Origin of the sequence: Streptomyces laurentii, from assembly GCF_040635425.1 — a bacterium.
Taxonomy (GTDB): Bacteria; Actinomycetota; Actinomycetes; order Streptomycetales; family Streptomycetaceae; genus Streptomyces; species Streptomyces laurentii.
This window is the reverse complement of the sequence record NZ_JBEYHT010000010.1, coordinates 74439-96758: the sequence shown is the minus strand read 5'-3', so window position 1 is coordinate 96758 and position 22320 is coordinate 74439. Positions and strand designations below refer to the sequence as shown.

Genomic DNA, 22320 nt, shown 5'->3' with positions numbered 1-22320 from the left:
CGTACCGGCGTCCGCGGACCGTCCGTCGCCCCGGCCCGGGATCACTTCCCGGCTTCGACGCGCTTCTTCAGGCCCGCGAGGGCGCGGTCGATGATGACCTTCTCGGCCTTGCGCTTGATCATGCCGAGCATCGGGATCTTGACGTCGACGGTGAGCTGGTACGTCACCTCGGTGCGGGCGCCGCCGGCCACCGGGGCGAGCCGGTAGGAGCCGTCGAGGACGCGGAGCATCTGGGACTTGACCAGCGTCCAGCTGACCTCGTTGTCGCCGGTCCAGGTGTACGCGAGGGTGTGGTCGTCCTTGATGGCGCCGGCGTCCAGGAGCAGCCGGACCTGCTCGGCGCGGCCGGCGGCGTCGGTCTTCAGGACCTCGGCCTCCTTCACCTCGCCGGTCCACTCGGGGTAGCGGGCGAAGTCCGCGATGACGCCCATGACCTCGGCCGGGGCCGCCTCGATGGTGATGCTCGAGCTGGTGTGTTCCGCCATCGCGGGGGCTCCTCGTGTGGACGCGATCCGTGTCTGCCGAAAGGCTATCGCGCCCCTGTCCGGTGCCCTTCACCGCTCCGGCACAGGCGGCCGCGCGACGTCACCGGCGGACGTACGACGTCATCGGCGGACGCGCCCGGCGCCGCCGGCCGGTCCCGGCGCCGCCGTCACCACTCCAGGGTCCAGGGGCGGCCGGTCGCGGCAAAGTGCCCGACGTTCACGCACTCGGTCGCGCCGATCCGCATCCGGCGGGCGAGCGGCTGGTGGACGTGGCCGAAGAGGGCGTAGCGGGGGCGGATCCGGTGCACGGCGTCGAGCAGGGCGCGGCTGCCGCGCTCGAAGCGGCGGGCGACCGTGTCGTACGTCAGCTCGGGCACCTCCGGCGGGATGTGCGAGCAGAGCACGTCGACCTCGCCGAGGGCCTCGACCTTGGCGGCGTACTCCTCGTCGGGGATCTCGTACGGGGTGCGCATGGGCGTGCGCAGGCCGCCGCCGACGAAGCCGAAGACGAGGCCGCCGATCTCGACGCGCCCGCCGTCGAGGACGGTGGTGCCGGGCCGGGCGTACTCGGGCCACAGGCCCGGCATGTCGACATTGCCGTAGGTGGCGTACGTCGGCGTGGGGAAGGCGGCGAACATCTCGGCGTACTGGCGGCGGACGCCCGCCTCGATGGCCTCGGCGCGGTCGACGCCGAGCCCGTTCCAGAGCCGTCGGCCGAGGTCACGGGCCTCGTCGAAGCGGCGGGCGGTGCGCAGGGCGACGAGGGCGTCGGCGTTCTCGGTGCCGAAGAGGTCGGGGAAGATGCCGCGGCTGTGGTCGGCGTAGTCGAGGAAGAGCACGAGGTCGCCGAGGCACACCAGGGCGTCGGCGCCGTCCCCGGCACGGGCGAGGGCCGCCGTGTTGCCGTGCACATCGCTCACCACGTTGATCCGCATGGAGCCCAGGGTAGGACGCGTTCGGCGGAAGGTGACCTCCCCGCGGAGTGCCGCTTCCCCGGGGCGGTCCTCCCCCGGACGACCCCGCCGGCGTGCGGAATGAACCCTTCCGCTCGCCGCCCGGACCGGCCCGGACAGACACCTCCGGGGGCGCGACCTGCGGTTACTTGGGAGTCGGGAAAGCGGTCGACTACTCTGCGGCCAAGAGCGTCAGGACGGTGTGACGCATGGAACATCTGGCCGGGACCCCCTATCGGGAACCATGTACTGATGGGTAACGTCCGGGCAGTCCAGTCGTGCTCACCCCCCCCACCACCTGAGCACCCTGCCCGATCTTGGACCGCACCGGTGCATCACACAGAGCCGTGGCGCCGGCGCCCGATGAGGAGCAGCAGTCTTGCGCGAGTTCAGCCTTCCGGCTTTGTACGAGGTCCCCGCCGACGGGAATCTGACGGATCTCATCCGCCGGAACGCCGCCCAGCACCCAGATGTCGCCGTCATGGGACGCAAGGTGGCGGGCACCTGGACCGATGTGACCGCGAAGCAGTTCCTGGCCGAGGTCCGTGGGGTGGCCAAGGGCCTGATCGCCGCGGGCATCGAAGCGGGCGACCGGATCGCCCTGCTGTCCCGGACCCGCTACGAGTGGGTGCTGCTCGACTTCGCGATCTGGAGCGCGGGCGCGGTCACCGTGCCGGTGTACGAGACCAGCTCCCCGGAGCAGATCCAGTGGATCCTCAGCGACTCGGGCGCGTCCCTGGCGCTGGTGGAGACCGCGGCGCACGAGGCGTCCGTGGAGTCGGTCCGGGCGAACGTGCCGGCCCTGAAGAGCGTGCGGCAGATCGACGGCGACGCGATCGCCCGCCTCACCGAAGAGGGCGCGGACGTCTCCGACGCACTGCTCGACGAGCGGATGTCGACTGCCAAGGCCGACGACCCGGCGACCATCGTCTACACCTCGGGCACCACCGGCCGCCCCAAGGGCTGCGTGCTCACCCACCGCGCCTTCTTCGCCGAGTGCGGCAACGTGGTCGAGCGCCTGAAGCCGCTGTTCCGTACCGGCGAGACCTCGGTGCTGCTGTTCCTGCCCGCGGCGCACGTCTTCGGCCGGCTGATCGAGGTCGCCTCTGTGATGGCGCCGGTCAAGCTGGGCTGTCTGCCCGACATCAAGAACCTCACCGACGAGCTGGCGGCCTTCCAGCCGACGCTGATCCTCGGCGTGCCGCGGGTGTTCGAGAAGGTCTACAACGGGGCGCGCGCCAAGGCGCAGGGCGACGGCAAGGGCAAGATCTTCGACAAGGCCGCGCACACGGCCATCGCGTACAGCCGCGCGCTTGACACCCCGCGCGGGCCCGCGTTCGGGCTGCGCCTGAAGCACAAGATCTTCGACAAGCTCGTCTACACGAAGCTGCGGGCCGTGCTCGGCGGGCGCGGCGAGTACGCGATCTCCGGCGGCGCGCCGCTCGGCGAGCGGCTCGGCCACTTCTTCCGGGGCATCGGCTTCACCGTCCTGGAGGGCTACGGCCTCACCGAGTCGTGCGCGGCGACCGCGTTCAACCCGTGGGACCGCCCGAAGATCGGTACGGTCGGGCAGCCGCTGCCGGGCTCCGTGGTGCGGATCGCCGACGACGGCGAGGTGCTCCTGCACGGCGAGCACATCTTCTCCGGCTACTGGAACAACGAGGCGGCGACCGCCGAGGCGCTGGCCGACGGCTGGTTCCACTCCGGTGACATCGGCACCCTCGACGAGGACGGCTACCTCACGATCACCGGCCGCAAGAAGGAGATCCTGGTGACGGCGGGCGGCAAGAACGTCGCCCCGGCGGTCATCGAGGACCGGATCCGGGCGCACGCCCTGGTCGCCGAGTGCATGGTGGTCGGCGACGGCCGGCCGTTCGTGGCCGCGCTGGTCACCCTCGACGAGGATTTCCTGGGCCGCTGGGCCGCCGAGCACGGCAAGCCGGCCGGGTCGACGGCGACGTCGCTGCGCGAGGACCCGGAGCTGCTCGCGGAGGTCCAGCGGGCGGTGGACGACGGCAACTCGGCCGTCTCGAAGGCGGAGTCGGTGCGCAAGTTCCGTATTCTGTCCGCCCAGTTCACGGAGGAGGCGGGGCACATCACCCCGTCGCTGAAGCTGAAGCGCAACGTGGTGGCGAAGGACTTCGCGGACGAGATCGAGGCGCTCTACAACGCCCCGCGCACCACCGCCTGACGGACCGTACGCACCAGACGAGACGCCCCTGGCGGGCCCGGATTCCGGGTCTGTCAGGGGCGTCTCGCATGTACGGCATACGGCATACGGCGTCACAGCAGCTCGCGCAGGCGCTCCGCCAGCAGGTCCCAGCGCCAGCGGTCCTCGACCCACTCCCGGCCGCGCGTGCCCATCCGCTCGCGCAGCTCCGGGTCGAGCAGCAGCGTGGCCACCCGGTCGGCGGTCTCCTCGGCGCTGCCGCCGCGCACCACCCAGCCGGTCGTGCCGTCGAGGACGGCGTCCGGGGCGCCGCCCGAGTCGCCCGCGACGACCGGCAGACCGGTCGCGGACGCCTCCAGGTAGACGATGCCGAGGCCCTCGACGTCGAGCCCGCCGCGCCGGGTGCGGCAGGGCATCGCGAAGACGTCGCCCGCCCCGTAGTGCGCGGGCAGCTCCTCCCACGGCACGGCGCCGGTGAAGCGCACCGAGCCCGCCACACCGGTCCGCTCCGCGAGCCGGCGCAGGTCCTGCTCGTACGGGCCGCCGCCGACGATCAGCAGGACCGCGCCGGGCACCCGGCGCAGGATCTCCGGCATGGCGAGGATCAGGGTGTCCTGGCCCTTGCGCGGCACGAGCCGCGAGACGCACACGACCACCGGGCGGTCGGTGAGCCCGAGCCGCTCGCGCACCTCGGCACCGCCCGAGCCGGGGTGGAAGGTCTTCTCGTCGACGCCCGGCGGGAGCTGGACCATCCGCGCCGCGGCCTCCGGGGTGAGCGCCGAGGCGATCCGGGACCGGGTGTACTCGCCGAGGTAGGTGATCGTGTCGGTGCCCTCGCCGATCCGCCGCAGCAGCTGCCGGGCGGCCGGCAGCTGGGCCCAGCCGGCCTCGTGGCCGTGCGTGGTGGCGACGATCCGGCGGGCGCCCGCGCGCCGCAGCGCCGGGGCCATCAGGCCGAGCGGGGCGGCCGCGCCGAACCACACCGACGTACAACCGTGCTCGCGCAGCAGCGCCGTGGCCCGGGCGGTGACCCTGGGCGTCGGCAGCAGCATGGTGGTGCGATCGCGGACGACCATGAAAGGCTGCTCGCGGTCGAACGCGGCGGTCGCCTCCGTCCCCTCGTGGCCTCGCTTCCACGTGGAGGCGTAGACCACGACCCGCTCGGGGTCGAGGCGCAGCGCCATGTTGTGCAGGAATGCCTGGATTCCGCCGGGGCGTGGCGGAAAGTCGTTCGTTACGATCAGGGTCTTGTGCATCGTGGCCGACAGTACCGCGCGCACGCCCCGGGCCCGGCACCAGCACCTCAGCCCACTCCGCCCCGCCCCTCCGCCCCGGCGGACCGACAGGACAGGAACAGGACAGCGATGACGGCCGGCGCGATAGGCACGGGTGCGGACACACGTACGGGGATACGCGCGGCCGTGACCGCGCGCACCCGCGGACTCGGCAAACCCCTCGGACTGTGGGGCCTGACCCGACTGCTGCTCCTCTTGTGCGTCTTCAAGATCGTCGTCGTCCCGGGCCCCGATGTGACCACCGACATCGAGGAGATCTACCAGGGCTGGTACGAGGTCCTGAAGACCGGCACGTACCCCCTCGACGACGTCACCTGGCAGTACCCGCCCGCCGCGGCCCTCGCGATCGTCTCCCCCGCGCTGCTGCCCTTCCTCGGCTATTCCGCCGGCTTCTTCACGCTGTCGCTGCTGTGCGACGCCCTCGTCTTCGGGCTGCTGCTGTACACCGGCCGCCGCCCCGGCCGCTCCTCGCGCGGCGCCTGGCTGTGGCTGGCCGGCGTGCCGCTGCTCGGGCCGACCGCGTACAGCCGGTACGACCTGATGGTCACGGCGGTCGCGGTGGCGGCGCTGCTGGCGGCCCTGCGCAGCCCGGCCGTCCTCGGCGCGCTCGCCGGGTTCGGGGCGGCACTCAAGGTCTGGCCGGTGCTGCTGCTCGCGGGCTCCGCGCGCGGCCGGGCCACCTTCCGCTCGTGGGCGGCGGCGGCCGGCGCGGCGGCCGGAGTGATCGGCCTGTGCGCGCTCGCGGCGCCGGGATCGCTGTCCTTCCTGGGCTTCCAGCGGGACCGGGGCACCGAGGTCGAGTCGCTGGGCGCGCTGGTCTTCCATGTGGCCCGCAACTTCGGCTGGCCGGGCGAGGCCCGGATGAACTACGGCTCCATCGAGTTCCTCGGCCCGGGCGTGGCCGCCGTGTCCACGGCGGCGATGCTGCTGACGATCGCCGCGTTCGGCTGGCTGCTGCTGTGGCGGCTGCGGGCCCGGCACCGGACGGTGACGACGACGGCGGACGCGGCCTTCACGGCGGTGCTGCTGTTCGTCACGACGAGCCGGGTGATCAGCCCCCAGTACATGATCTGGCTGGTGGGGCTCGCGGCCGTGTGCCTGGTGTACCGGGCGAGCCGGATGCGCCGTCCCGCGTACCTGGTGCTGTGGGCGACGGCGGTGACGCAGTTCGAGTTCCCGGTGTGGTTCTCCCACGTCACGCACAGCGATCCGCTCGGCATCGCGCTGCTGCTGGTACGCAACGGTCTCCTGGTGGTGGCCACGGTGTCGGCCTGCCGGATCCTGTGGCGCCAGACGGTCACCGAGCCGCGCCTCGCGGAAGCGGCCGCGGCGCGGGTCCCGGCCCAGTCGGCCCGTACGGCGGAGCGCCGGCCGGAGGTCCCGGTCTCCGCGCGGTAGGCCGGGCGAGCCCCGCGGTCGTGCCTCGGGGGCGTCAGCCCAGCCGCTCCGTGAGGTACGTCCGCCAGCGGGCCGTGAAGTCCTCCGGGGTGATGCCGAGGACGTCGTTCAGCGCCTTCTCCACCGCGCCCGCGCGGCCCGGGTGGGCGCCCACCGCCCCGTAGAACGCGGTCAGCTCGGCCGCGCCCCACCGGTCGGCGATCATCGCGCAGGCCAGCCAGCCGCCCTCGTAGGCGCGGGCCAGCGCGTCCGCGTCGCCGCCGAAGGCGAAGTGCTTGTCGTCGGGCAGCGCGGCGGGCACCTTGCCGGCCCGGATCTCGCGGGCCAGTTCGGGGGCGGCGGCCGTGGGGGTGCGGCCGGTGCCGCGATAGGCGGCCCAGTCGGCGAAGCCCTCGGACAGCCAGAGCGGGGTGGCCGCGGTGGTGCGGGCGCGGGTGGCGACATGGGTGGTCTCGTGGGTGAGCACGAAGCGCCGGCCGAAGTCGCCGAGACCCGCGTACGCCTCCGGGTTGACGATGATCCGGTCCGCGGGCGCCTTCGGGCCGCCGCCGGCCTCGCCGGTGGTGACGGCCGCGATGCCCCGGTACGCGGACGCGGGCGCGCCGAGCAGCCTGCCCATGGCGTCGGTCGACGCGGGGACGAGCACCACGATCCGGCCCGCCCAGGGCGAGGGCCAGGCACCGGAGGCGGCGGGCACCGCGCGGTCGGCCGCGGCGGCGATCTCTTCGAGCCGCTCGGGGCTCTGGCCGACGCCGAGGACCAGGCTGTGCCCGCCGGTGACCGCGCGGACCGCGCCCTGCTGCCAGAGCTGCTGCGGGGCGCCGTCGGTGGGGCGGTCGGCGGTGACGTACCAGCGGCCGCCGCGGTCGGCGAGGTCCAGGATCCGGGTGCCGGTGACGGGACCGGAGTCGTAGCCCTTGATCCGGTAGCCGAGCTCGGCGCGGGCGGTGGCCCGGCCGGGGCCGGTGCGCTCGACTCCGGTGACCCGGTAGCTCCAGTCGGCCAGCGGGACGGGCGCGAGCCGTTCGAACTCGGTGCGCGCGGCGGGGACGAGGGCCGGGTCGAGCGCGGCGAGATAGCCGGGTTCGTCGCGGGCGAGGAGGGCGTGGGCGCGGGCGTCGAGCAGCCGCTGGATCCCGGCGCGGTCCGGGGCGGGTCGCCCGGGGTCGGCGCAGCCGGTGAGCGGGAGCAGCAGCGCGAACAGCGCGGCGGCCGCGCCGCGCGCCACCGCTGCGCTCCGCCGGCCCGTCACGCCCTCGATCGTACGGGGTCGGGATCGCAGGACGGCGGCCTCAGACCCGGGTGACGACGACCGGGGACATCATGGTCACCGGGTCGTAGCGGACACGGGCGCCGGGGTGGGGCGCGTGGATGACCCGGCCGTTGCCGGCGTAGACCGCGACATGGCTGGCGTCGCCGCGGTACGTGACCAGGTCGCCGGGCTGCGCCTGGGAGAGCGGGATCCGCCGGCCGGCGGCGCGCTGGGCGGCGGCGGTGCGGGGCAGGGAGATGCCGGCCTGCCGGAACGACCAGACCATCAGGCCCGAGCAGTCGAAGGACGAGGGGCCGGTGGCGCCCCACACGTACGGCCGGCCGATGGCGCCGCGGGCGGCGACGACCGCGGCGGCGGCGCGCGAGGAGCCGAGATCGCCGAGCGGGGGCAGCAGGTCGCCGAAGGCGTCGCGGCCGGAACGGGAGGACCGGTCGTAGCCGGCCCGGTCGGCGGCGGACAGGGCGCCGAGCACCCGGCGGGCCTCGGCGAGCTTGTGTTCGACCAGGCGTTTGTGGCGGGCGGCCTCGGCGCGGCTGTGGACCAGTTCGTCCAGGGCCTGGCCGGCCTCGGCCCGTTCCTGGGCCATACGGCGCAGCCGGCCGCGCAGCTCGCCGAGGGCGGTGCGCTGGCGGGCGCCGACCCGGTCGAGGACGGAGGCCCGCTGGAGATAGCTGTCCGGATTGGCGGAGAGCAGCAGGGCGAGGGCGGGGTCGAGGCCGCCGGAGCGGTACTGGGCGCCGGCGACCGCGCCGAGCGCGCCGCGCATCAGGTTGACGCGCTCCTGGTCGCGGGCGAGCCGGTCCTGGGCCCGGGAGACCGTGCGGCGCAGCCGGTCGGCCCGCTCGCCGGCCCGGTTGTAATCCTCGGTGGCCTTCTCGGCCTCCTCGAAGAGCCGGTCGACGGTGGCCCGAGGGGAGCGGGTGGTGTGCGGGGCTGCGGCGTCCGGGTCGGCGTGCGCGGGAACGGCTCCGAAGGCGGCGGCCGCGGTGGCGGCGGCCGCTGTGAGGACGGTGACCCTGGCGGGTCGTCGGTGGGACGCCACGGATCGCGCTCCGTTCGGCTCGGCAACTGGCGCGGCAGACAGTAGCCGTTGCTCACTCCCCGTCCAACGAGGGTGCCGGGCACGCACAGTGACGCCCCGCCGGAGACCACAGGTCACCGGCGGGGCGTCACGTCACTTCTGGTTTCGGCAATCCACCCGTTCGGAGGGCATGTCGCCGGGTCGGCGGGGGCAGCGCGCGGCGCCCCGGACGCGGAGCGTCAGATGCGCACGCCGAACTGGAAGGTGCCGAGGTAGTCCATCGACTCGTAGCGGACGAACGCGCCCGGCTTCGGGGCGTGCAGCACGGTGTTGTTGCCCGCGTACAGGCCGACGTGCTGCAGGCTGTTGAAGAAGACCAGGTCGCCGGGCTTGAGCTGGCTGCGGCCGATCTTCACGCCGTCGTTCTGCTGGGTGTAGGTCGTGCGGGTGAGCTGGACGTCGGCCTGGCGGTAGGCCCACTGGGTCAGGCCCGAGCAGTCGAAGGAGTTCGGACCCGTGCCGCCGCGGAAGTACGGCTTGCCGATCTGCGTGGCGGCGGCGTTGAGGGCGGCGGCGCCGCGCTGCGAGGCCGGCACCTCCTTGCCGAGGCTGACCCGCTGCTGGCTGGCGCCGCGGCTGGCGCGCTGCTCCTCTTCCTGCTTGATCTTGGTGCGCTCGGCGGCCGTCAGCGAGTTGAGCAGCTTCTGCGCCTCGGCGAGCTTGGCCGAGGACTTCGCCTTCTTCTCGTCGAGGGTCTTGCGGACGTCCTCGAGTTCGGCGAGCTTGCCCGCCGCCTCGGCGCGCTTCTGGGCGAGCGTGCGCTGCTTGGCCTGGATCGTCTGCAGGACGTCGGCCTGCTTGGCGCCGACCTGGTCGAGCGCGGTCGCCTGCTCCAGGTAGGTGTCCGGGTCCGCGGAGAGGAAGAGCTGGAGCGCCGGGTCGATGCCGCCGGAGCGGTACTGGGCGCTGGCGACCGCGCCGATGCTGTCGCGCAGGGTGTTCAGCTCGTCCTGGCCGCGGGCGACCTTGTCCTGGAGATTGCTGATCTCCTTCTGGAGCTTCCCGCGGCGCTCGCCGGCGAGACTCGACTGCTCCGTGGCCTCCTCGGCCTCGTGATACAGCTTGTCGACCTTCGACTTGACGTCGTCGATCTTCGGCTTCGGGGCCGCCTGGGCCGCGGTCTGGGCGGTGAGCGCGACCGCGGCTGCGGCGGTCACGGTGAGCACGGTCACGCGGGCGCGGCTCGGCTGCTTGGGACGACGGTGGGACGCCACGGAGGCGAGCTCCTTCTTCCTCGAGCCGCCCGACGGGTCAGCGGCAGGCGGTGACCGACGCTGTCCACTCCGGATGAGTGATCAACCGCGCGTAGGTTCGAAGCCTGACCCTAGTAACCATCTTGTGATCAGTTCAAATCCTGACGGACAAAATCTCGCGGTTCCGACAACTTATTTAGCGACATCACACAGGCTGTGAAGGCGGGTTGACCCTGCGCCGATCAGAAAAGGTCTGTACCGGGCAGAAAGTGACACCACGTTACGAGAGGCGCGAAAGCCGCTTCAGGAGCAAGGCGGACGCGACCGGCCGCGCACCCACCACGGCCACCCCGTCGGCCACTTCGCGGTCCGTGGACACCACGACCACCGGACGCCCCGGCGGCTCCGCCCGTACCAGCTGACGGATCAGCTCGTCGGCCGTCACCCCCGGCTTGGAGAACAGCACCCGCACCCCGCGCGGCGGCGCGAGCAGCACCGGCGCGGCCAGCTCGGCCCCGTCGAAGACACAGGTGACCTCGGCACCGGAACGGGCCGCGAGCGCGGACAGGCCGCCGAGCAGCCGCAGCCGCTGCTTCTCCAGCGGCATCGTCGGATAGCCGGTCTTGGTGACGTTGTAGCCGTCCACCACCAGGTGCGCCTGCGGGAGTTCGAGCAGCTGGTCCAGGAGCGCCGGGTCGGTCTCGGACAGCGCGCGGGCGGCGATGTCCTTCGGCGACATCCGGCCCGGCTCCACCGCGTCCACGGTGTCCGCGGGCCGTACCGACACGGGCGGCAGGGCCAGTTCGCGGCGCAGCCCGCGGGCGGCGTCGAGCACCGTGTCCAGGAGCAGCCGCAGCCGCATGTCCTCCACCGAACGCCCCTCGCGGGTGGCCCGGCGGCTCGCCTCCAGGGCGGCCTCGGCCTCCCCGAGCCGGGCCTTGAGGCGCCGGGTCTCGCTCTCGGCGGCCGACACCTGGGCGGCGGCCTCGGCGCGCGCGGCGTCGGTCTCGGCCTGGACACGGCGCAGCGCGGCCTCGCCGCGCTTCACGTCGCTCTGCGCGCTGCGCAGCTTGCGGTGCAGCGACTCCGCTTCCTTGCGGGCGGCCTCCAGGTCGTGGCGCAGCTGCTCGGTCTCGGCCCTGGCCCGCTCCCTCGCGGCCACGACCTCCTCGCGCAGCCGCTCCAGCTCGCGCCGGCCGGCCTCGTCGGCACGCTCGGCGTCGGCCCGCTCGGCCTCCTCGCCGGCCGCGGCCACCAGCTTGCTCCAGCCGGCCGGGCGCAGCACATAGGCCGCCGCGGCGACGTCGACCGGGTCGGCGGCGGCGGGCGGGGCACCGGACTCCAGGGCGCCGGTCAGCTCGGGCTGCGCCTCCCGGATCCGCTCCCCGATCCGCTGCCGGAACACCGGGTCGCCGGCCAGCGCGGTGGCCATCGCGTTCCCGGCGAACTTGGCCCGCCGCGACGCGGTGAACCGGGCGTACTGACGCAGCGGGGCGGGCAGCTCGCCGAGCGTCAGACCGCCGAAGGCGTCGGCGACGAGCCCGATCACCTTGCGCCGTACGGATTCGGGCAGCGGTCGGTCGAGCGTCTCGGCGGCCTCGCCTGCCGATCCCGCCGGCGCATCACCGTGCGCGGGCTGCTCCACGATCCCGTCACCCACTCCCTGTCGTCGCCCTCGCCGGGGCGTCTCGCCCTCGCCGCGGCCGCTTCTCAGGAAGCGGCGCCCGGCCTGTCCACCAACTCGATCTGGTCCACCGCGTTGCACCAGCGGCAGCGGACCGACTCGATGGTCTCACTGACCACCTCGCGCTCCTCCACCTTGGGCTCTCCGGCGAGGTCCAGATGGACGTACTCGACGACCTTCGACGAGCGGGTCACGTCGAAGCGGGTCAGATTGCCGCACAGGGTGCAGCGCCAGCGGGTGTCGGCGGTCGGCAGGGGTACCGTCATGATGCCGTCCTCTTCTCGTGCGAGGCATTACGGGCCCGCGGTGCGCCGTCGGACTGCGGGGGTGCTGCCCGTAACCCTACGGCCTCACGGGTACCCAGGGGCACGGCGAGGCACTCTGTCCCGATGGGCCCCGTTACGCCATGATCTGCCCATGATCGACTGGCGCGGTGCGACCCTCGGCGCGTGGCGGACCCTGCGCGGCGGCCCGACCGTCACGTACGGCCTCATCGCCGGCTGCGTGCTGCTCTTCGCGCTGAGCCCGGTCGGCGGGATGAACCCGGCGTACGGCACCGGCGACACCCTGCTCGCCGCCCAGGGCGCGTACTTCCGGGACTGGGGTGTGATCCCGGACGACCTCACCCACCTCGCGACCCTGCGGCCCGAGGCCCTGCTCACCCCCCTCACCGCGCTGTTCGTGCACGGCAGCTGGCTGCACCTGCTCGGGAACATGCTGTTCCTGTACGTGTTCGGTGCGATGGCCGAGGAGCGGATGGGGGCGCTCGAGTTCGGCCTGTTCTACCTGGTCTGCGGCTATCTCGCGCTGTGCGGGTACGCGCTGGCGCACGCGGACAGCGGGCAGACCCTGGTGGGGGCGTCGGGGGCGATCTCGGGGGTGCTCGGGGCCTTCCTGCTGCTGTTCCCGCGGGCGCGGGTGACCAGCCTCTTCCCGTTCCTCTTCTTCCTGCCGCTGCGGTTCCCGGCGTGGGTGGTGCTGGTCTTCTGGTTCGCGCTCCAGTGGCTGGCGGCACGGTCGGCGGGGGCGGGGCCTGGCGTGGCCTATCTGGCGCACGTCATCGGCTTCGCGCTGGGGTTCGCCTACGCGTGGGTGCGCCATGGAAGGAAAGGAGGGGCTCGCGCAGCGCTTCCCTCCAAGGGTGGTGGTGGGTGACGGGCGGGCTAAAGTGAGGCCACCAGCCGCGGCCACCGAGGGAGAAAGCCAGCCGTGATCACCGCGATCGTGCTCATCAAGACCAGCGTGGACCGCATCCCGGAGATCGCCGAGGAGATCGCGTCGGTCGACTGCGTCACCGAGGTCTTCTCCGTCACCGGTACGTACGACCTGATCGCCATGGTCCGGGTGGGGCGGCACGACGATCTGGCCGATGTCATTCCCGGCCGGATCTCCAAGATCCAGGGTGTCGAGGGCACCGACACGCATGTCGCCTTCCGCGCCTACTCGCAGCACGATCTGGACGCGGCCTTCGCCATCGGTCTGGAGTCCTGACACGGTTCTCCGCGGTGCGAGGAAGCCGGCCTCTCCCCCATGGGAGGCCGGCTTCACTCGTACGGGGGATTCGACACGGGTCCGCGGTGACTGCGCTCTGAGCCATCGGCCCCGGTCAGGGCCCCCCGGACCCGGTCGGTGAACGTCAACCGCGGTCCGGGCCGCGGCGGACCAGTTCGCGCACCGCGCCGATGAACCGCTCCACGTGCTCGTCCGGGGTTCCGGCGCCGAAGCTCACCCGGATCGCGGCGAGCGAGGACGCCGGGGCGCCGCACTCCCCCGGCGCGGCCGGGTCGCCGCCGAGCAGGGCGCGCACCAGCGGGTGGGCGCAGAACAGGCCGTCGCGCACCCCGATGCCGTATTCGGCGGAAAGCGCGGCGGCGAACCGGGAGCTGTTCCAGCCCTCGACGACGAAGGACAGCACGCCGACGCGCGGGTGGTCGTCGCCGAAGAGGGTGAGCACCCGCACCGCCGGCACCTCGGCGAGGCCCGCGCGGAGGGTGGCGATCAGCTGCCGCTCGCGGGCGACGAGCCGGTCGAAACCGGCCTCGGTGAGGGCCTTGCAGGCGGACGCGATGGCGTAGGCGCCGATGACGTTGGGCGAACCCGCCTCGTGCCGGGCGACGGTGGTGTGCCACTCCACGTCCACCCCGCCGTCGGCCCGGCGCGCCACCGTACGGGAGGCGCCGCCGCCGGCCAGGTAGGGCTCGGCGTCCTGGAGCCAGTCGGCCCGGCCGGCGAGCACGCCGGAGCCGAAGGGCGCGTACAGCTTGTGCCCGGAGAAAGCGACCCAGTCGACGCCCAAGTCCCGTACGGAGACCGGGTGGTGGGGCGCCAGCTGGGCGGCGTCGAGCACGATCCGGGCACCGTGCGCGTGCGCGGCGGCGGCCAGGTCGCGTACCGGCCACAGTTCGCCGGTGACGTTGGACGCGCCGGTCACGCAGACCAGTGCCGGGCCGTAGGGCTCCCGGTCGGCGAGCGCCCGCTCCAGGGTGGCGACGGCCTGGGCGGGATCACGGGGCGCGTCGAGGACGGTGACCCGGGCGTCGCTCCAGGGCAGCAGCGCGGCGTGGTGCTCGGTCTCGAAGACGAAGACCTCGCAGCCGGCGGGCAGCACGTGCGCCAGCAGGTTGAGCGAGTCGGTGGTGGAGCGGGTGAAGACGACCTGGTCGGCGGGCCGGCAGTCGAGGAAGCGGGCGATCTCGGCGCGGCTGTTCTCGAACAGGTCGGTGGACAGCTGGGACAGGTATCCGGCGCCGCGGTGGACGCTGCCGTAGTAGGGGGCGTACGCGGCGACGTCGTCCCAGACCCGCTGGAGCGCCGGGGCGCTGGCCGCGTAGTCGAGCGCGGCGTAGGTGATCTCGCCGCCGTCGGCGAGGGGCACGGTGACATCGCGGCCGAGGACCGGCAGCGGGACGTCGCAGAGGGCGTCGGAGTCGGTCACGGCGGTGTGCGGGTATGCGGACATGACGGTGTCTCCCGGGAGAAAAGGGGTGCGCGAAGGCCCGTGCGACGACAGTACGAACACGTGTACTGCGGACGGGTGTCGAATGAAAGGAAGGGGCCGAAAACAGCCCTAGCGCATTCGCTGGCTCACGAGACACCGCTCCCTGGAGGACCAAGGACCCCAGGGTGGTGCACAGGGGTCCGCGCTTGCCGTCGGCTTCTGCTCGTACGGCCTGGTCTTCACCCGGGGCACCCCGCCACGGACGGAGGGTTGCCGGACAGCCAGCCGGGGCTTTGTCGCTGTCACTCATGACCTGCCGAAGAACCTATGCCAGTCGATCGAAACGGCGCAACCCCGTCCCGGCATCCGGGACGGGGTCGCGCCGACCTGCGGCGAACGGCCGCTCAGGCGTACGGCGTGGACGGCCGACGGCCGCTCAGGCGTTGCTGGCGGCCACCCAGCGCTCCAGGGTCCGCCGGGCGGCCCCCGAGTCGATGGACTCGGCCGCCCGGTCCATGCCGGCCCGCAGCCGCTCCGCCAGCGTGCCCTCGCCCGGCTCCAGGGCGACCAGCGCCGCAGCCGAGTTGAGCAGCACCGCGTCGCGGACCGGACCGGTCTCGCCGGCCAGCACCCGGCGGGCGACGTCGGCGTTGAACGAGGCGTCGGCGCCGCGCAGCGCCTCCAGCGGCACCAGCTCGATGCCGACGTCGCGCGGGTCGAAGCGCTCCTCGGTGACGGCCCCGTCGCGGACCACCCACACCCGGGAGGTGGCGGTGGTGGTCAGCTCGTCCAGGCCGTCGTCGCCGCGGAAGACCAGCGCGGAGTTGCCGCGTTCGGCGAGCACCCCGGCCACGATCGGCGCCATCCGGGGGTCGGCGACGCCGACCGCCTGGGCGCGGACCTGCGCCGGGTTGGTCAGCGGGCCGAGCACGTTGAAGGTGGTGCGGATGCCGAGCTGGCCGCGGGCCGCCGCGACATGCCGCAGCGAGGGGTGGAACCGCACCGCGAAGCAGATGGTGATGCCGGCTTCCTCGGCCACCTCGGCGACCCGGCGCGGTGTCAGGTTCAGATTGATGCCGAGCTTCTCCAGGACGTCGGAGGAGCCGGAGGCGGAGGACGCGGCCCGGTTGCCGTGCTTGACGACCTTGACCCCGGTGCCGGCGACCACGATCGACGACATCGTGGAGATGTTGACCGTCTTGGCGCCGTCGCCGCCGGTGCCGACGATGTCGACGGCCGGCCCGGGCACCTCGATGACGTTGGCGTGCGCGTACATGGTCCGGACGAGACCGCTGATCTCCTGGACCGTCTCGCCCTTGGCCCGCAGCGCCACCATGAAGCCGGCGATCTGCGCGTCGGTCGCCTCGCCGCGCATGATCAGGTCCATCGCCCAGGCCGTCTCGTCGGCGGACAGATCACGGCCGTCGAGCAGGCCGTTCAGCAGGACGGGCCAGGAGCGGCCCGCCGCGATGTCGCCTCCAGCGGGGTTCACAGCGCTCATGGTCGCTCCTGTGTACGTGCGTGCGTATGGGTTCGGACGGTCTCCACCCTATCGATCCGCGGGCATGGCAAAGAGCCCCGTCCATCGAATGGACGGGGCTCTCACCGTGGCGACCTTGCGTCCGGGGCTCAGGCCCCGGGGGTCGGGAGTCTTACGGGATCAGTGGTGGCCGTGGCCGCTCTCGATCTCCTTGAACTCCTCCGCCGTGGGCTTGGCGATCTGGCTGTCCGCGCCGTAGTAACCCCGGTTGAGCTTGACCCGGAGCTTCTCCATGCGGCCGACCTTGCGCTCCACGCCGTTCTCGTCGACGGCCGGCGGCAGCGCGGCGGCGTCGTACTGCTCGTGGGCGGTGAGCTTGTAGCGCTCGCCCTGGCTGAGCGGCTGGTGGACCTCGACGAACTCACCGTGCGGCAGGCGCTTGATGATGCCGGACTCGCGTCCGTGCAGCACCTTGTCCTTGTCCCGGCGCTGCAGGCCGAGGCAGATCCGCTTGGTGATGACGAAGGCGATGACCGGTCCGAGGAAGAAGAAGATCCGGACGAACCAGGTGATCGCGTTGATCGACAGGTGGAAGTGGGTGGCCCAGAGGTCGTTTCCACCACCGACCAGCATGATCATGTACGCGGTGATCCACGCGACGCCGAACGCGGTGCGCGTCGGCGCGTTGCGCGGGCGCTGCGAGATGTGGTGCTCGCGCTTGTCGCCGGTGATCCAGGACTCGATGAACGGGTAGACACCGATCACACCGAGGACGACCGGGAAGATCGCCAGCGGGATCATCACACCGAGGACCAGCGTGTGGCCCCACAGGTTGATCTCCCAGCCCGGCATGACACGGATCAGACCCTCGGCGAAGCCCATGTACCAGTCGGGCTGGGCGCCGGTGGACACCTGGTCCGGGCGGTACGGGCCGATGCCCCAGATCGGGTTGATCGAGGCGACGGCCGCGACGATCGCGATCACACCGAAGACCAGGAAGAAGAATCCTCCGGCCTTGGCCATGTAGACCGGCATCAGCGGCATGCCGACGACGTTCTTGTTGGTGCGGCCCGGGCCCTCGAAGTGCGTGTGCTTGTGGACGAACACCAGGATGAGGTGCGCGACCACCAGGCCGAGCATGATGCCCGGGAGCAGCAGCACGTGCGCCGAGTAGAACCGCGCGACGAAGTCGCCGCCCGGGAACTCGCCGCCGAACAGGAACATCGAGAGGTACGTACCGACGATCGGCACGGACAGGATCGCGCCCTGCATGAAGCGCACACCGGTGCCGGAGAGCAGGTCGTCCGGGAGCGAGTAGCCGGTGAAACCGGTGAACATGCCCAGGAAGAACAGCAGGAAGCCGAACAGCCAGTTGATCTCACGCGGCTTGCGGAACGCACCCGTGAAGAACACGCGCATCATGTGCACGAACATGCCGGCGAGGAAGATCAGCGCCGCCCAGTGGTGGATCTGCCGGATCAGCAGACCACCGCGCACCTCGAACGAGATGTGCATGGTCGAGTTGAACGCCTCGGACATCAGCTGTCCCTGAAGCGGGACGAAGGGTCCGGTGTACTCCACCTCGTTCATCGACGGGTGGAAGAACATCGTCAGATAGACGCCCGTCAGGATGATGATGAGGAAGCTGTAGAGGCAGACCTCGCCCAGCATGAAGGACCAGTGGTCCGGGAAGATCTTCCGCAGGTTGGCCTTGGCCAGCGAGTAGATCCCCAGACGGCCGTCGGCCCAGTCGGCGACCCGCTCACCACGGGAGGCCGGCTTCTTCGTATCGGTCACGGTGCTCATCCGCGCTCCCAGAATGCAGGACCGACGGGCTCTTCGAAGTCGCCGAGCGCTTCGAGGTAACCCTTGTCGTTCACGCCGATCCGCAGCTGCGGCAGGGCGTGCCCGGCCGGGCCGAAGATGACGCGGGCGCCGTCGGACAGGTCGAAGGTGGACTGGTGACACGGGCAGAGCACGTGGTGCGTCTGCTGCTCGTACAGCGAGATCGGGCAGCCGACGTGGGTGCAGATCTTCGAGAACGCGACGATGCCGTCGTGCGACCACTCGAGCTCGTTCTTGTCCTTGATGTCGTCCGGCTGGATCCGGACGATCATCAGGGCGGCCTTGGCGATCTCGGTCTGGAAGTGCTCGTCGTGGACCGTGAGGCCCTCGGGCATCGCGAACGTCAGCGAACCGACGGCGACGTCCTCGGGACGCAGCGGCTCGTTGGTGTTCATGTTGATGAGCTGCTTGCCCTTGGCCCACAGCGTGCTGCGGAGCTTCTTCTCGGGCAGCGGACCCATGTCGCGCAGCAGGACGATGCCGGAGAGCGGCACCATCGCGAGCGCTCCGAAGAGCGTGTTGCGGATCAGCTTGCGGCGGCCGAAGCCGGACTCGGCGGCACCGGCCGCGAAGTCCGCCATGACCTTCGCCTTGACGTCCGGCGTCGCCTCGATCGGGTGACGCTCGTCGGCGACCTCGACGTCGGACATCAGGGTGCGGGCCCAGTGGACCGCGCCCGCGCCGATGAAGAAGAGCGCCGCGCCGAGGGTCAGACCCAGGGCGAAGTTGAGCGCGGACACCCGGCCGAACGGCCAGATGTAGACGATCTGGTCGACCGGGAAGATCACGTACGACGCGATGAAGCCGATGGTGGCCAGCATCGAGAGCGTGAACATGAAGGCGACCGCACGCTCGGACCGCTTGGCGGCCCGCTCGTCGATGTCCTGGATGCGCGGCTTGTGGGGCGGAAGGCCCGGGTCGGCGAACGGGTCGTCGGCGACCTTCACCGCGCCGTGCGCGGTGTCCTGCGCGGACGGCAGGTTCTCTTCAGGATTCTCTTGGGTACTCATGACTTCTTGGCCTTAGCGGTGTGGGCCGCGACCCAGATGGCAACTGCGATCAGACCGCCCAGGCCGAAGATCCAAGCGAACAGACCCTCGCTGACGGGGCCGAGGCCACCGAGCTTGAGACCACCCGGGTTGTCGGCCTTGTCACTGTTGACAGCCTGGACGTAGGCGATGATGTCCCTCTTCTGCTGCTCCGGCATGGTGGTGTCGGGGAAGGAGGGCATGTTCTGCGGGCCGGTCTGCATGGCCTCGTAGAGGTGCTTCGGCTCCACGCCTTCGAGGGTGGGGGCGTACTTGCCGTAGGTCAGCGCGCCGCCTTCACCGGTGAAGTTGTGGCACTGGGCACAGTTGGTGCGGAACAGCTCGCCACCGCGGGCGGCGTCGGCACCCTCAGGGCTGTACTGGCCAGGCTTCGGCGTGATCGGGCCGGCACCGAGGGACGCCACGTACGCCGCGAGCTGATCGATCTCAGCCTGCGAGTAGATGACCTTCTTCCTCGGAACCTGGGCGCCCGGCTGCTGCGCGGGCATACGGCCGGTGCCGACCTGGAAGTCCACCGCCGCCGAGCCCACGCCGACGAGCTGCGGACCGTCACTGGTGCCCTGACCGCCGGTTCCGTGGCAGCTTGCACAGCCGACGGCGTAGAGCTTCTTGCCCTCCTCGATGGCGAGGGACTGGGCGGTTTCATCGGCCTTCGCCGTGCCCGCGGGCGCGAACGCGGCGTACAGCCCCCCAGTTGCCGCCAGCGCGAGAAGTAGGACGACGACCGCCGCCAGCGGATGGCGTCGTCGTGCGGAGAGCTTTTTCACGGATTACCCCGGTGTCAGGATCTTCTGCGTCGATCTTGCTGGATGTGTTCGGTCCGCCCGGAGGCGGACCCCGATTACTTGATCAAGTAGATCGTGGCGAAGAGGCCGATCCAGACGACATCGACGAAGTGCCAGTAGTAGGACACGACGATGGCGGCGGTTGCCTGCTCGTGAGTGAACCTCTTGGCGGCGTACGTCCGGCCGAGGACCAGCAGGAAGGCGATGAGACCGCCCGTCACGTGCAGGCCGTGGAAGCCGGTGGTCAGGTAGAACACCGTGCCGTACGGGTCGGAGGAGAGCGAGAGCCCTTCCTCCTTCACCAGCTCGGTGTACTCGAAGACCTGACCGCCAATGAAGATCGCGCCCATCACGAACGTAAGAGTGAACCACGCCCGGAGCTTCTTCACGTCACCGCGCTCGGCGGCGAAGACGCCGAGCTGACAGGTGAGAGAGGAGAGCACCAGGATCGCGGTGTTCGTCCCGGAGAACGGGAGGTTCAGCGCATCGGCCTTTTCCGCCCAGAAGTCGGGACCCATCACGGATCGCAGGGTGAAGTACATCGCGAAGAGGGCCGCGAAGAACATCAGCTCGGAACTCAACCAGATGATGGTTCCGACGCTGGTGAGGTTCGGTCGATTGACCGACGGGTGCGCGTGCCCGGTTTCTACTGTCGTTACTGTCGCCACGACCGACATTATGTCGGTCCCTTATCCCGCCCTCACTCCGGGGGGTGCCGTTCGGAGTGTCCGGGGCGTGTGTCCAGCCCGAACGGCCCATCGGAGCCGCCTCCCGGCACCCTTCGAACGGGTGTTGAACGGGTGTTGACGCGGTGTGGTCCGGAGTAGCATCCCGCGCAACGACCGACCACCTTCACGGAGGAACGATGCAGTCGAGCGCCACGGTTCTGGTCTACAGCGACGACGCGAACACCCGCGCCCGGGTGCGCCTCGCGGCCGGGCGCAGGCCCGCCGCCGATGTTCCCCCGGTCGAGTTCGTCGAGTGCGCGACGCTGCCCGCCGTCCTGGCGGCCCTGGACGCGGGCGGCATCGACGTGTGCGTCCTGGACGGCGAGGCGGTGCCCGCGGGCGGCATGGGGGTCTGCCGGCAGATCAAGGACGAGGTCTTCCGGTGCCCGCCGGTGCTGCTCCTGATCGGCCGGCCGCAGGACGCCTGGCTGGCCACCTGGAGCCGCGCGGACGCCGCGGTCACCCACCCGGTGGAGCCGGTGGAGTTCGCGGAGTCCCTGGCGGCCCTGCTGCGCAAGCGCCTGCCCGTCAACGCGTAACCCCTGGGGCACCCGTACGTGTGGATTGCCCCTCGCATCACACCTTCCGGCGTGGTGCAAGGGGCAATCCGGGTCGCGAAAAATCACAGAGAAGGACGCAGGCGGGCCTTCGCGTCGATCGTCGCGTTCGGGTCCGTGCCGTCCTTCACGAGGGCGCTGCCCTTGCGCCACTCGTCCCACTCCATGTTCCAGTCCCCGTAGCCGTTGCCGAAGGCGTCCATGGTGTCGCCGTAGCTGTTGATGACGGTGACGAGGTCGCCCTCCGTGATGTTCTCGTAGAACCAGGCCGCGTTGCCCGTGGACATGCCCACACAGCCGTGGCTGACGTTCGCCGCGCCCTGGGAGCCGACGGACCAGGGGGCCGCGTGGACGTACTCGCCGCTCCAGGTCACCCGGGTGGCGTAGTAGACCGGCAGGTCGTACGAGTCGGAGGTGCCCTCGGAGATGCCGATGCTGGTGCCGCGCATCCGGACGAAGTACTCCTTGCCGAGGACCACTTTGATCCCGTTTCGGGTGGAGTAGCCCGGTTTCCCGGTGGTCACCGGAATGGTGTTGATCACTTCCCCGTTGCGCTTCACCGTCATGGTGTGGTCGCTCGCGTCGGTGATCGCCTCGACCCGGTCGCCGGTGGTGATCTTCAGCGGCTGCGAGGCGCCGCCGTACAGCTTGTCGCCGATCTTCACGCCGTCGAGGTTGCCGGTGACGGTGATGGTCGCGTCGTTCGGCCAGTACTCCTTGGGGCGGTAGTGCAGCTGCTGGTCGTCGACCCAGTACCAGGAACCGCCGTCGGCGGCCGGTACGGAGCGGACCTTGAGGGCCCGTTCGACGATCGAGCGGGCCGCCTTGTCCTTCACCGGGAGGCTCAGCTCGGCGATGATCGGCTGGCCGACGCCGTACTTGCCCTCCTCCGGCCCGAACGTGGCGGTGAGGGCCCGTTTGGCCGTCGCCGTCTCGTACGTGAGCGTACGGGCGCCTGGGGCGCCTTCCTCGTCCTCGGTGGACACCTTGACGGTGTACCGGGCGCCGGCCGACAGGGAGCCCGTGGAACGCCACTTGCGGCCGTCCGCGGTGAGATCGCCGGCCAGGTGGTGCCCGGTCTCGTCGATGGCGCTGACGTCGGTGATCCGCCCCTCGTCGCCCTTGGCGCTGACCTCCAGTGGCTTGTCCGGGTCGGCCTTCTTCCCGGCGGCGGGCGCGTTGAACGCGATCTGGGCGGCCGCGTCGTAGGGCCTCGCCCGCAGCGGGCGTTCCGCGGGACCCGCACACGCGGTGGCGGCCACGGTGACGGCGATGACCAGCAGGGTGCAGCTCCGGGCAGTCCGGGTGCGCGGCGTGTCGTTCATGTGCCCACGGTAAGAACAATCCCCGCCCGGGGCGCGCCGGGTGAAGCAAACGAGGGGCCCCCTCACTTCGTCGTACGAAGC

General features: G+C 71.5%; 20 protein-coding genes and 1 riboswitch. Of the genes, 5 read left to right on the top strand and 15 right to left on the bottom strand.

From position 1 onward, the window contains the following. Positions 1–41: 41 nt before the first annotated feature. Both ABZ693_RS09345 and ABZ693_RS09340 read right to left on the bottom strand, forming a co-directional pair. Positions 42–485 carry an SRPBCC family protein gene (locus tag ABZ693_RS09345; protein WP_359875137.1) on the bottom strand — a complete coding sequence of 148 codons (444 nt, stop codon included), beginning with the start codon at positions 483–485 and terminating at the stop codon, positions 42–44. Positions 486–652: 167 nt separating this feature from the next. Then, positions 653–1408 carry a metallophosphoesterase family protein gene (locus tag ABZ693_RS09340; protein ID WP_359875239.1) on the bottom strand — a complete coding sequence of 252 codons (756 nt, stop codon included), beginning with the start codon at positions 1406–1408 and terminating at the stop codon, positions 653–655. 409 nt (positions 1409–1817) lie between these two features. Here ABZ693_RS09340 and ABZ693_RS09335 point away from each other — a divergent pair, with 409 nt between their 5' ends. Beyond that, positions 1818–3629, top strand: coding sequence for an AMP-dependent synthetase/ligase (locus ABZ693_RS09335; protein ID WP_359875135.1), 1812 nt, complete (start codon positions 1818–1820; stop codon positions 3627–3629). Between the two features lie 92 nt (positions 3630–3721). On the opposite strand, the gene ABZ693_RS09330 is transcribed toward ABZ693_RS09335, so the two are convergent. Next, positions 3722–4864 carry a glycosyltransferase family 4 protein gene (locus ABZ693_RS09330; protein ID WP_359875133.1) on the bottom strand — a complete coding sequence of 381 codons (1143 nt, stop codon included), beginning with the start codon at positions 4862–4864 and terminating at the stop codon, positions 3722–3724. Between the two features lie 108 nt (positions 4865–4972). Here ABZ693_RS09330 and ABZ693_RS09325 point away from each other — a divergent pair, with 108 nt between their 5' ends. Continuing rightward, the gene (locus ABZ693_RS09325; protein ID WP_435842378.1) at positions 4973–6301 is read left to right on the top strand and encodes a glycosyltransferase family 87 protein; all 1329 of its coding nucleotides are present in this window, start codon (positions 4973–4975) and stop codon (positions 6299–6301) included. 34 nt (positions 6302–6335) lie between these two features. Here ABZ693_RS09325 and ABZ693_RS09320 read toward each other — a convergent pair whose 3' ends face one another. The 5 genes from ABZ693_RS09320 to ABZ693_RS09300 all read right to left on the bottom strand — a co-directional run bounded on the left by ABZ693_RS09320 (position 6336) and on the right by ABZ693_RS09300 (position 11798). After that, positions 6336–7553: a hypothetical protein gene (locus ABZ693_RS09320; RefSeq protein ID WP_359875129.1), complete on the bottom strand. Its 1218-nt coding sequence runs from the start codon at positions 7551–7553 to the stop codon at positions 6336–6338. 40 nt (positions 7554–7593) lie between these two features. Further along, complete coding sequence (locus tag ABZ693_RS09315; protein ID WP_359875127.1) at positions 7594–8616, bottom strand: C40 family peptidase; 1023 nt, start codon at positions 8614–8616, stop codon at positions 7594–7596. Between the two features lie 218 nt (positions 8617–8834). Further along, the gene (locus ABZ693_RS09310; RefSeq protein ID WP_359875125.1) at positions 8835–9869 is read right to left on the bottom strand and encodes a C40 family peptidase; all 1035 of its coding nucleotides are present in this window, start codon (positions 9867–9869) and stop codon (positions 8835–8837) included. A gap of 259 nt (positions 9870–10128) precedes the next feature. After that, complete coding sequence (locus tag ABZ693_RS09305) at positions 10129–11493, bottom strand: NYN domain-containing protein (RefSeq protein WP_359875123.1); 1365 nt, start codon at positions 11491–11493, stop codon at positions 10129–10131. A 65-nt stretch (positions 11494–11558) separates the two neighbouring features. Continuing rightward, entirely contained in the window at positions 11559–11798 is a 240-nt protein-coding gene (locus tag ABZ693_RS09300; RefSeq protein ID WP_352077993.1) for a hypothetical protein, read from the bottom strand. A gap of 151 nt (positions 11799–11949) precedes the next feature. Between ABZ693_RS09300 and ABZ693_RS09295 the strand changes: the two genes are divergently transcribed. Together ABZ693_RS09295 and ABZ693_RS09290 are read left to right on the top strand one after the other, a co-directional pair. Beyond that, positions 11950–12687: a rhomboid family intramembrane serine protease gene (locus tag ABZ693_RS09295; RefSeq protein WP_359875120.1), complete on the top strand. Its 738-nt coding sequence runs from the start codon at positions 11950–11952 to the stop codon at positions 12685–12687. Positions 12688–12741: 54 nt separating this feature from the next. Further along, on the top strand, positions 12742–13023 hold the full coding sequence (locus ABZ693_RS09290; protein ID WP_359875118.1) for an Lrp/AsnC family transcriptional regulator: 282 nt from the start codon (positions 12742–12744) through the stop codon (positions 13021–13023). A 145-nt stretch (positions 13024–13168) separates the two neighbouring features. On the opposite strand, the gene ABZ693_RS09285 is transcribed toward ABZ693_RS09290, so the two are convergent. The 6 genes from ABZ693_RS09285 to ctaE form a co-directional block, all read right to left on the bottom strand. Further along, positions 13169–14491: an aminotransferase class V-fold PLP-dependent enzyme gene (locus ABZ693_RS09285; protein ID WP_359875116.1), complete on the bottom strand. Its 1323-nt coding sequence runs from the start codon at positions 14489–14491 to the stop codon at positions 13169–13171. Between the two features lie 176 nt (positions 14492–14667). Next, positions 14668–14784: riboswitch (SAM riboswitch) on the bottom strand. Between the two features lie 122 nt (positions 14785–14906). Continuing rightward, positions 14907–15971 (bottom strand): anthranilate phosphoribosyltransferase, encoded by a 1065-nt coding sequence (gene trpD, locus ABZ693_RS09280; RefSeq protein ID WP_359875114.1) that lies wholly within the window; start codon positions 15969–15971, stop codon positions 14907–14909. A 159-nt stretch (positions 15972–16130) separates the two neighbouring features. Beyond that, positions 16131–17756 carry a cytochrome bc1 complex cytochrome b subunit gene (gene qcrB, locus ABZ693_RS09275; RefSeq protein ID WP_359875111.1) on the bottom strand — a complete coding sequence of 542 codons (1626 nt, stop codon included), beginning with the start codon at positions 17754–17756 and terminating at the stop codon, positions 16131–16133. Beyond that, a complete protein-coding gene (qcrA, locus tag ABZ693_RS09270; protein ID WP_359875109.1) occupies positions 17753–18805 on the bottom strand; it encodes a cytochrome bc1 complex Rieske iron-sulfur subunit in 1053 nt (350 codons plus the stop codon). The genes qcrB and qcrA overlap by 4 nt, the downstream gene beginning before the upstream one ends. Further along, positions 18802–19611 (bottom strand): cytochrome bc1 complex diheme cytochrome c subunit, encoded by an 810-nt coding sequence (qcrC, locus tag ABZ693_RS09265; RefSeq protein WP_359875106.1) that lies wholly within the window; start codon positions 19609–19611, stop codon positions 18802–18804. Before qcrC ends, qcrA begins: the two co-directional genes overlap by 4 nt. Positions 19612–19685: 74 nt before the next feature. Next, positions 19686–20306 carry an aa3-type cytochrome oxidase subunit III gene (gene ctaE / locus ABZ693_RS09260; RefSeq protein ID WP_359875104.1) on the bottom strand — a complete coding sequence of 207 codons (621 nt, stop codon included), beginning with the start codon at positions 20304–20306 and terminating at the stop codon, positions 19686–19688. Between the two features lie 188 nt (positions 20307–20494). Here ctaE and ABZ693_RS09255 point away from each other — a divergent pair, with 188 nt between their 5' ends. After that, positions 20495–20896 (top strand): response regulator transcription factor, encoded by a 402-nt coding sequence (locus ABZ693_RS09255; RefSeq protein WP_359875102.1) that lies wholly within the window; start codon positions 20495–20497, stop codon positions 20894–20896. Positions 20897–20979: 83 nt separating this feature from the next. Here ABZ693_RS09255 and ABZ693_RS09250 read toward each other — a convergent pair whose 3' ends face one another. Continuing rightward, entirely contained in the window at positions 20980–22239 is a 1260-nt protein-coding gene (locus ABZ693_RS09250; protein WP_359875100.1) for a L,D-transpeptidase, read from the bottom strand. Between the last annotated feature and the right edge of the window lie 81 nt (positions 22240–22320).

Coding starts and splice junctions, on each gene's coding strand:
- ABZ693_RS09345 (WP_359875137.1), bottom strand. CDS start 485: ATGGCGGAACACACCAGCTCGAGCATCACCATCGAGGCGGCCCCGGCC.
- ABZ693_RS09330 (WP_359875133.1), bottom strand. CDS start 4,864: ATGCACAAGACCCTGATCGTAACGAACGACTTTCCGCCACGCCCCGGC.
- ABZ693_RS09325 (WP_435842378.1), top strand. CDS start 4,973: ATGACGGCCGGCGCGATAGGCACGGGTGCGGACACACGTACGGGGATA.
- ABZ693_RS09300 (WP_352077993.1), bottom strand. CDS start 11,798: ATGACGGTACCCCTGCCGACCGCCGACACCCGCTGGCGCTGCACCCTG.
- ABZ693_RS09295 (WP_359875120.1), top strand. CDS start 11,950: ATGATCGACTGGCGCGGTGCGACCCTCGGCGCGTGGCGGACCCTGCGC.
- ABZ693_RS09285 (WP_359875116.1), bottom strand. CDS start 14,491: ATGTCCGCATACCCGCACACCGCCGTGACCGACTCCGACGCCCTCTGC.
- trpD (WP_359875114.1), bottom strand. CDS start 15,971: ATGAGCGCTGTGAACCCCGCTGGAGGCGACATCGCGGCGGGCCGCTCC.
- qcrB (WP_359875111.1), bottom strand. CDS start 17,756: ATGAGCACCGTGACCGATACGAAGAAGCCGGCCTCCCGTGGTGAGCGG.
- qcrA (WP_359875109.1), bottom strand. CDS start 18,805: ATGAGTACCCAAGAGAATCCTGAAGAGAACCTGCCGTCCGCGCAGGAC.
- ctaE (WP_359875104.1), bottom strand. CDS start 20,306: ATGTCGGTCGTGGCGACAGTAACGACAGTAGAAACCGGGCACGCGCAC.
- ABZ693_RS09255 (WP_359875102.1), top strand. CDS start 20,495: ATGCAGTCGAGCGCCACGGTTCTGGTCTACAGCGACGACGCGAACACC.
- ABZ693_RS09250 (WP_359875100.1), bottom strand. CDS start 22,239: ATGAACGACACGCCGCGCACCCGGACTGCCCGGAGCTGCACCCTGCTG.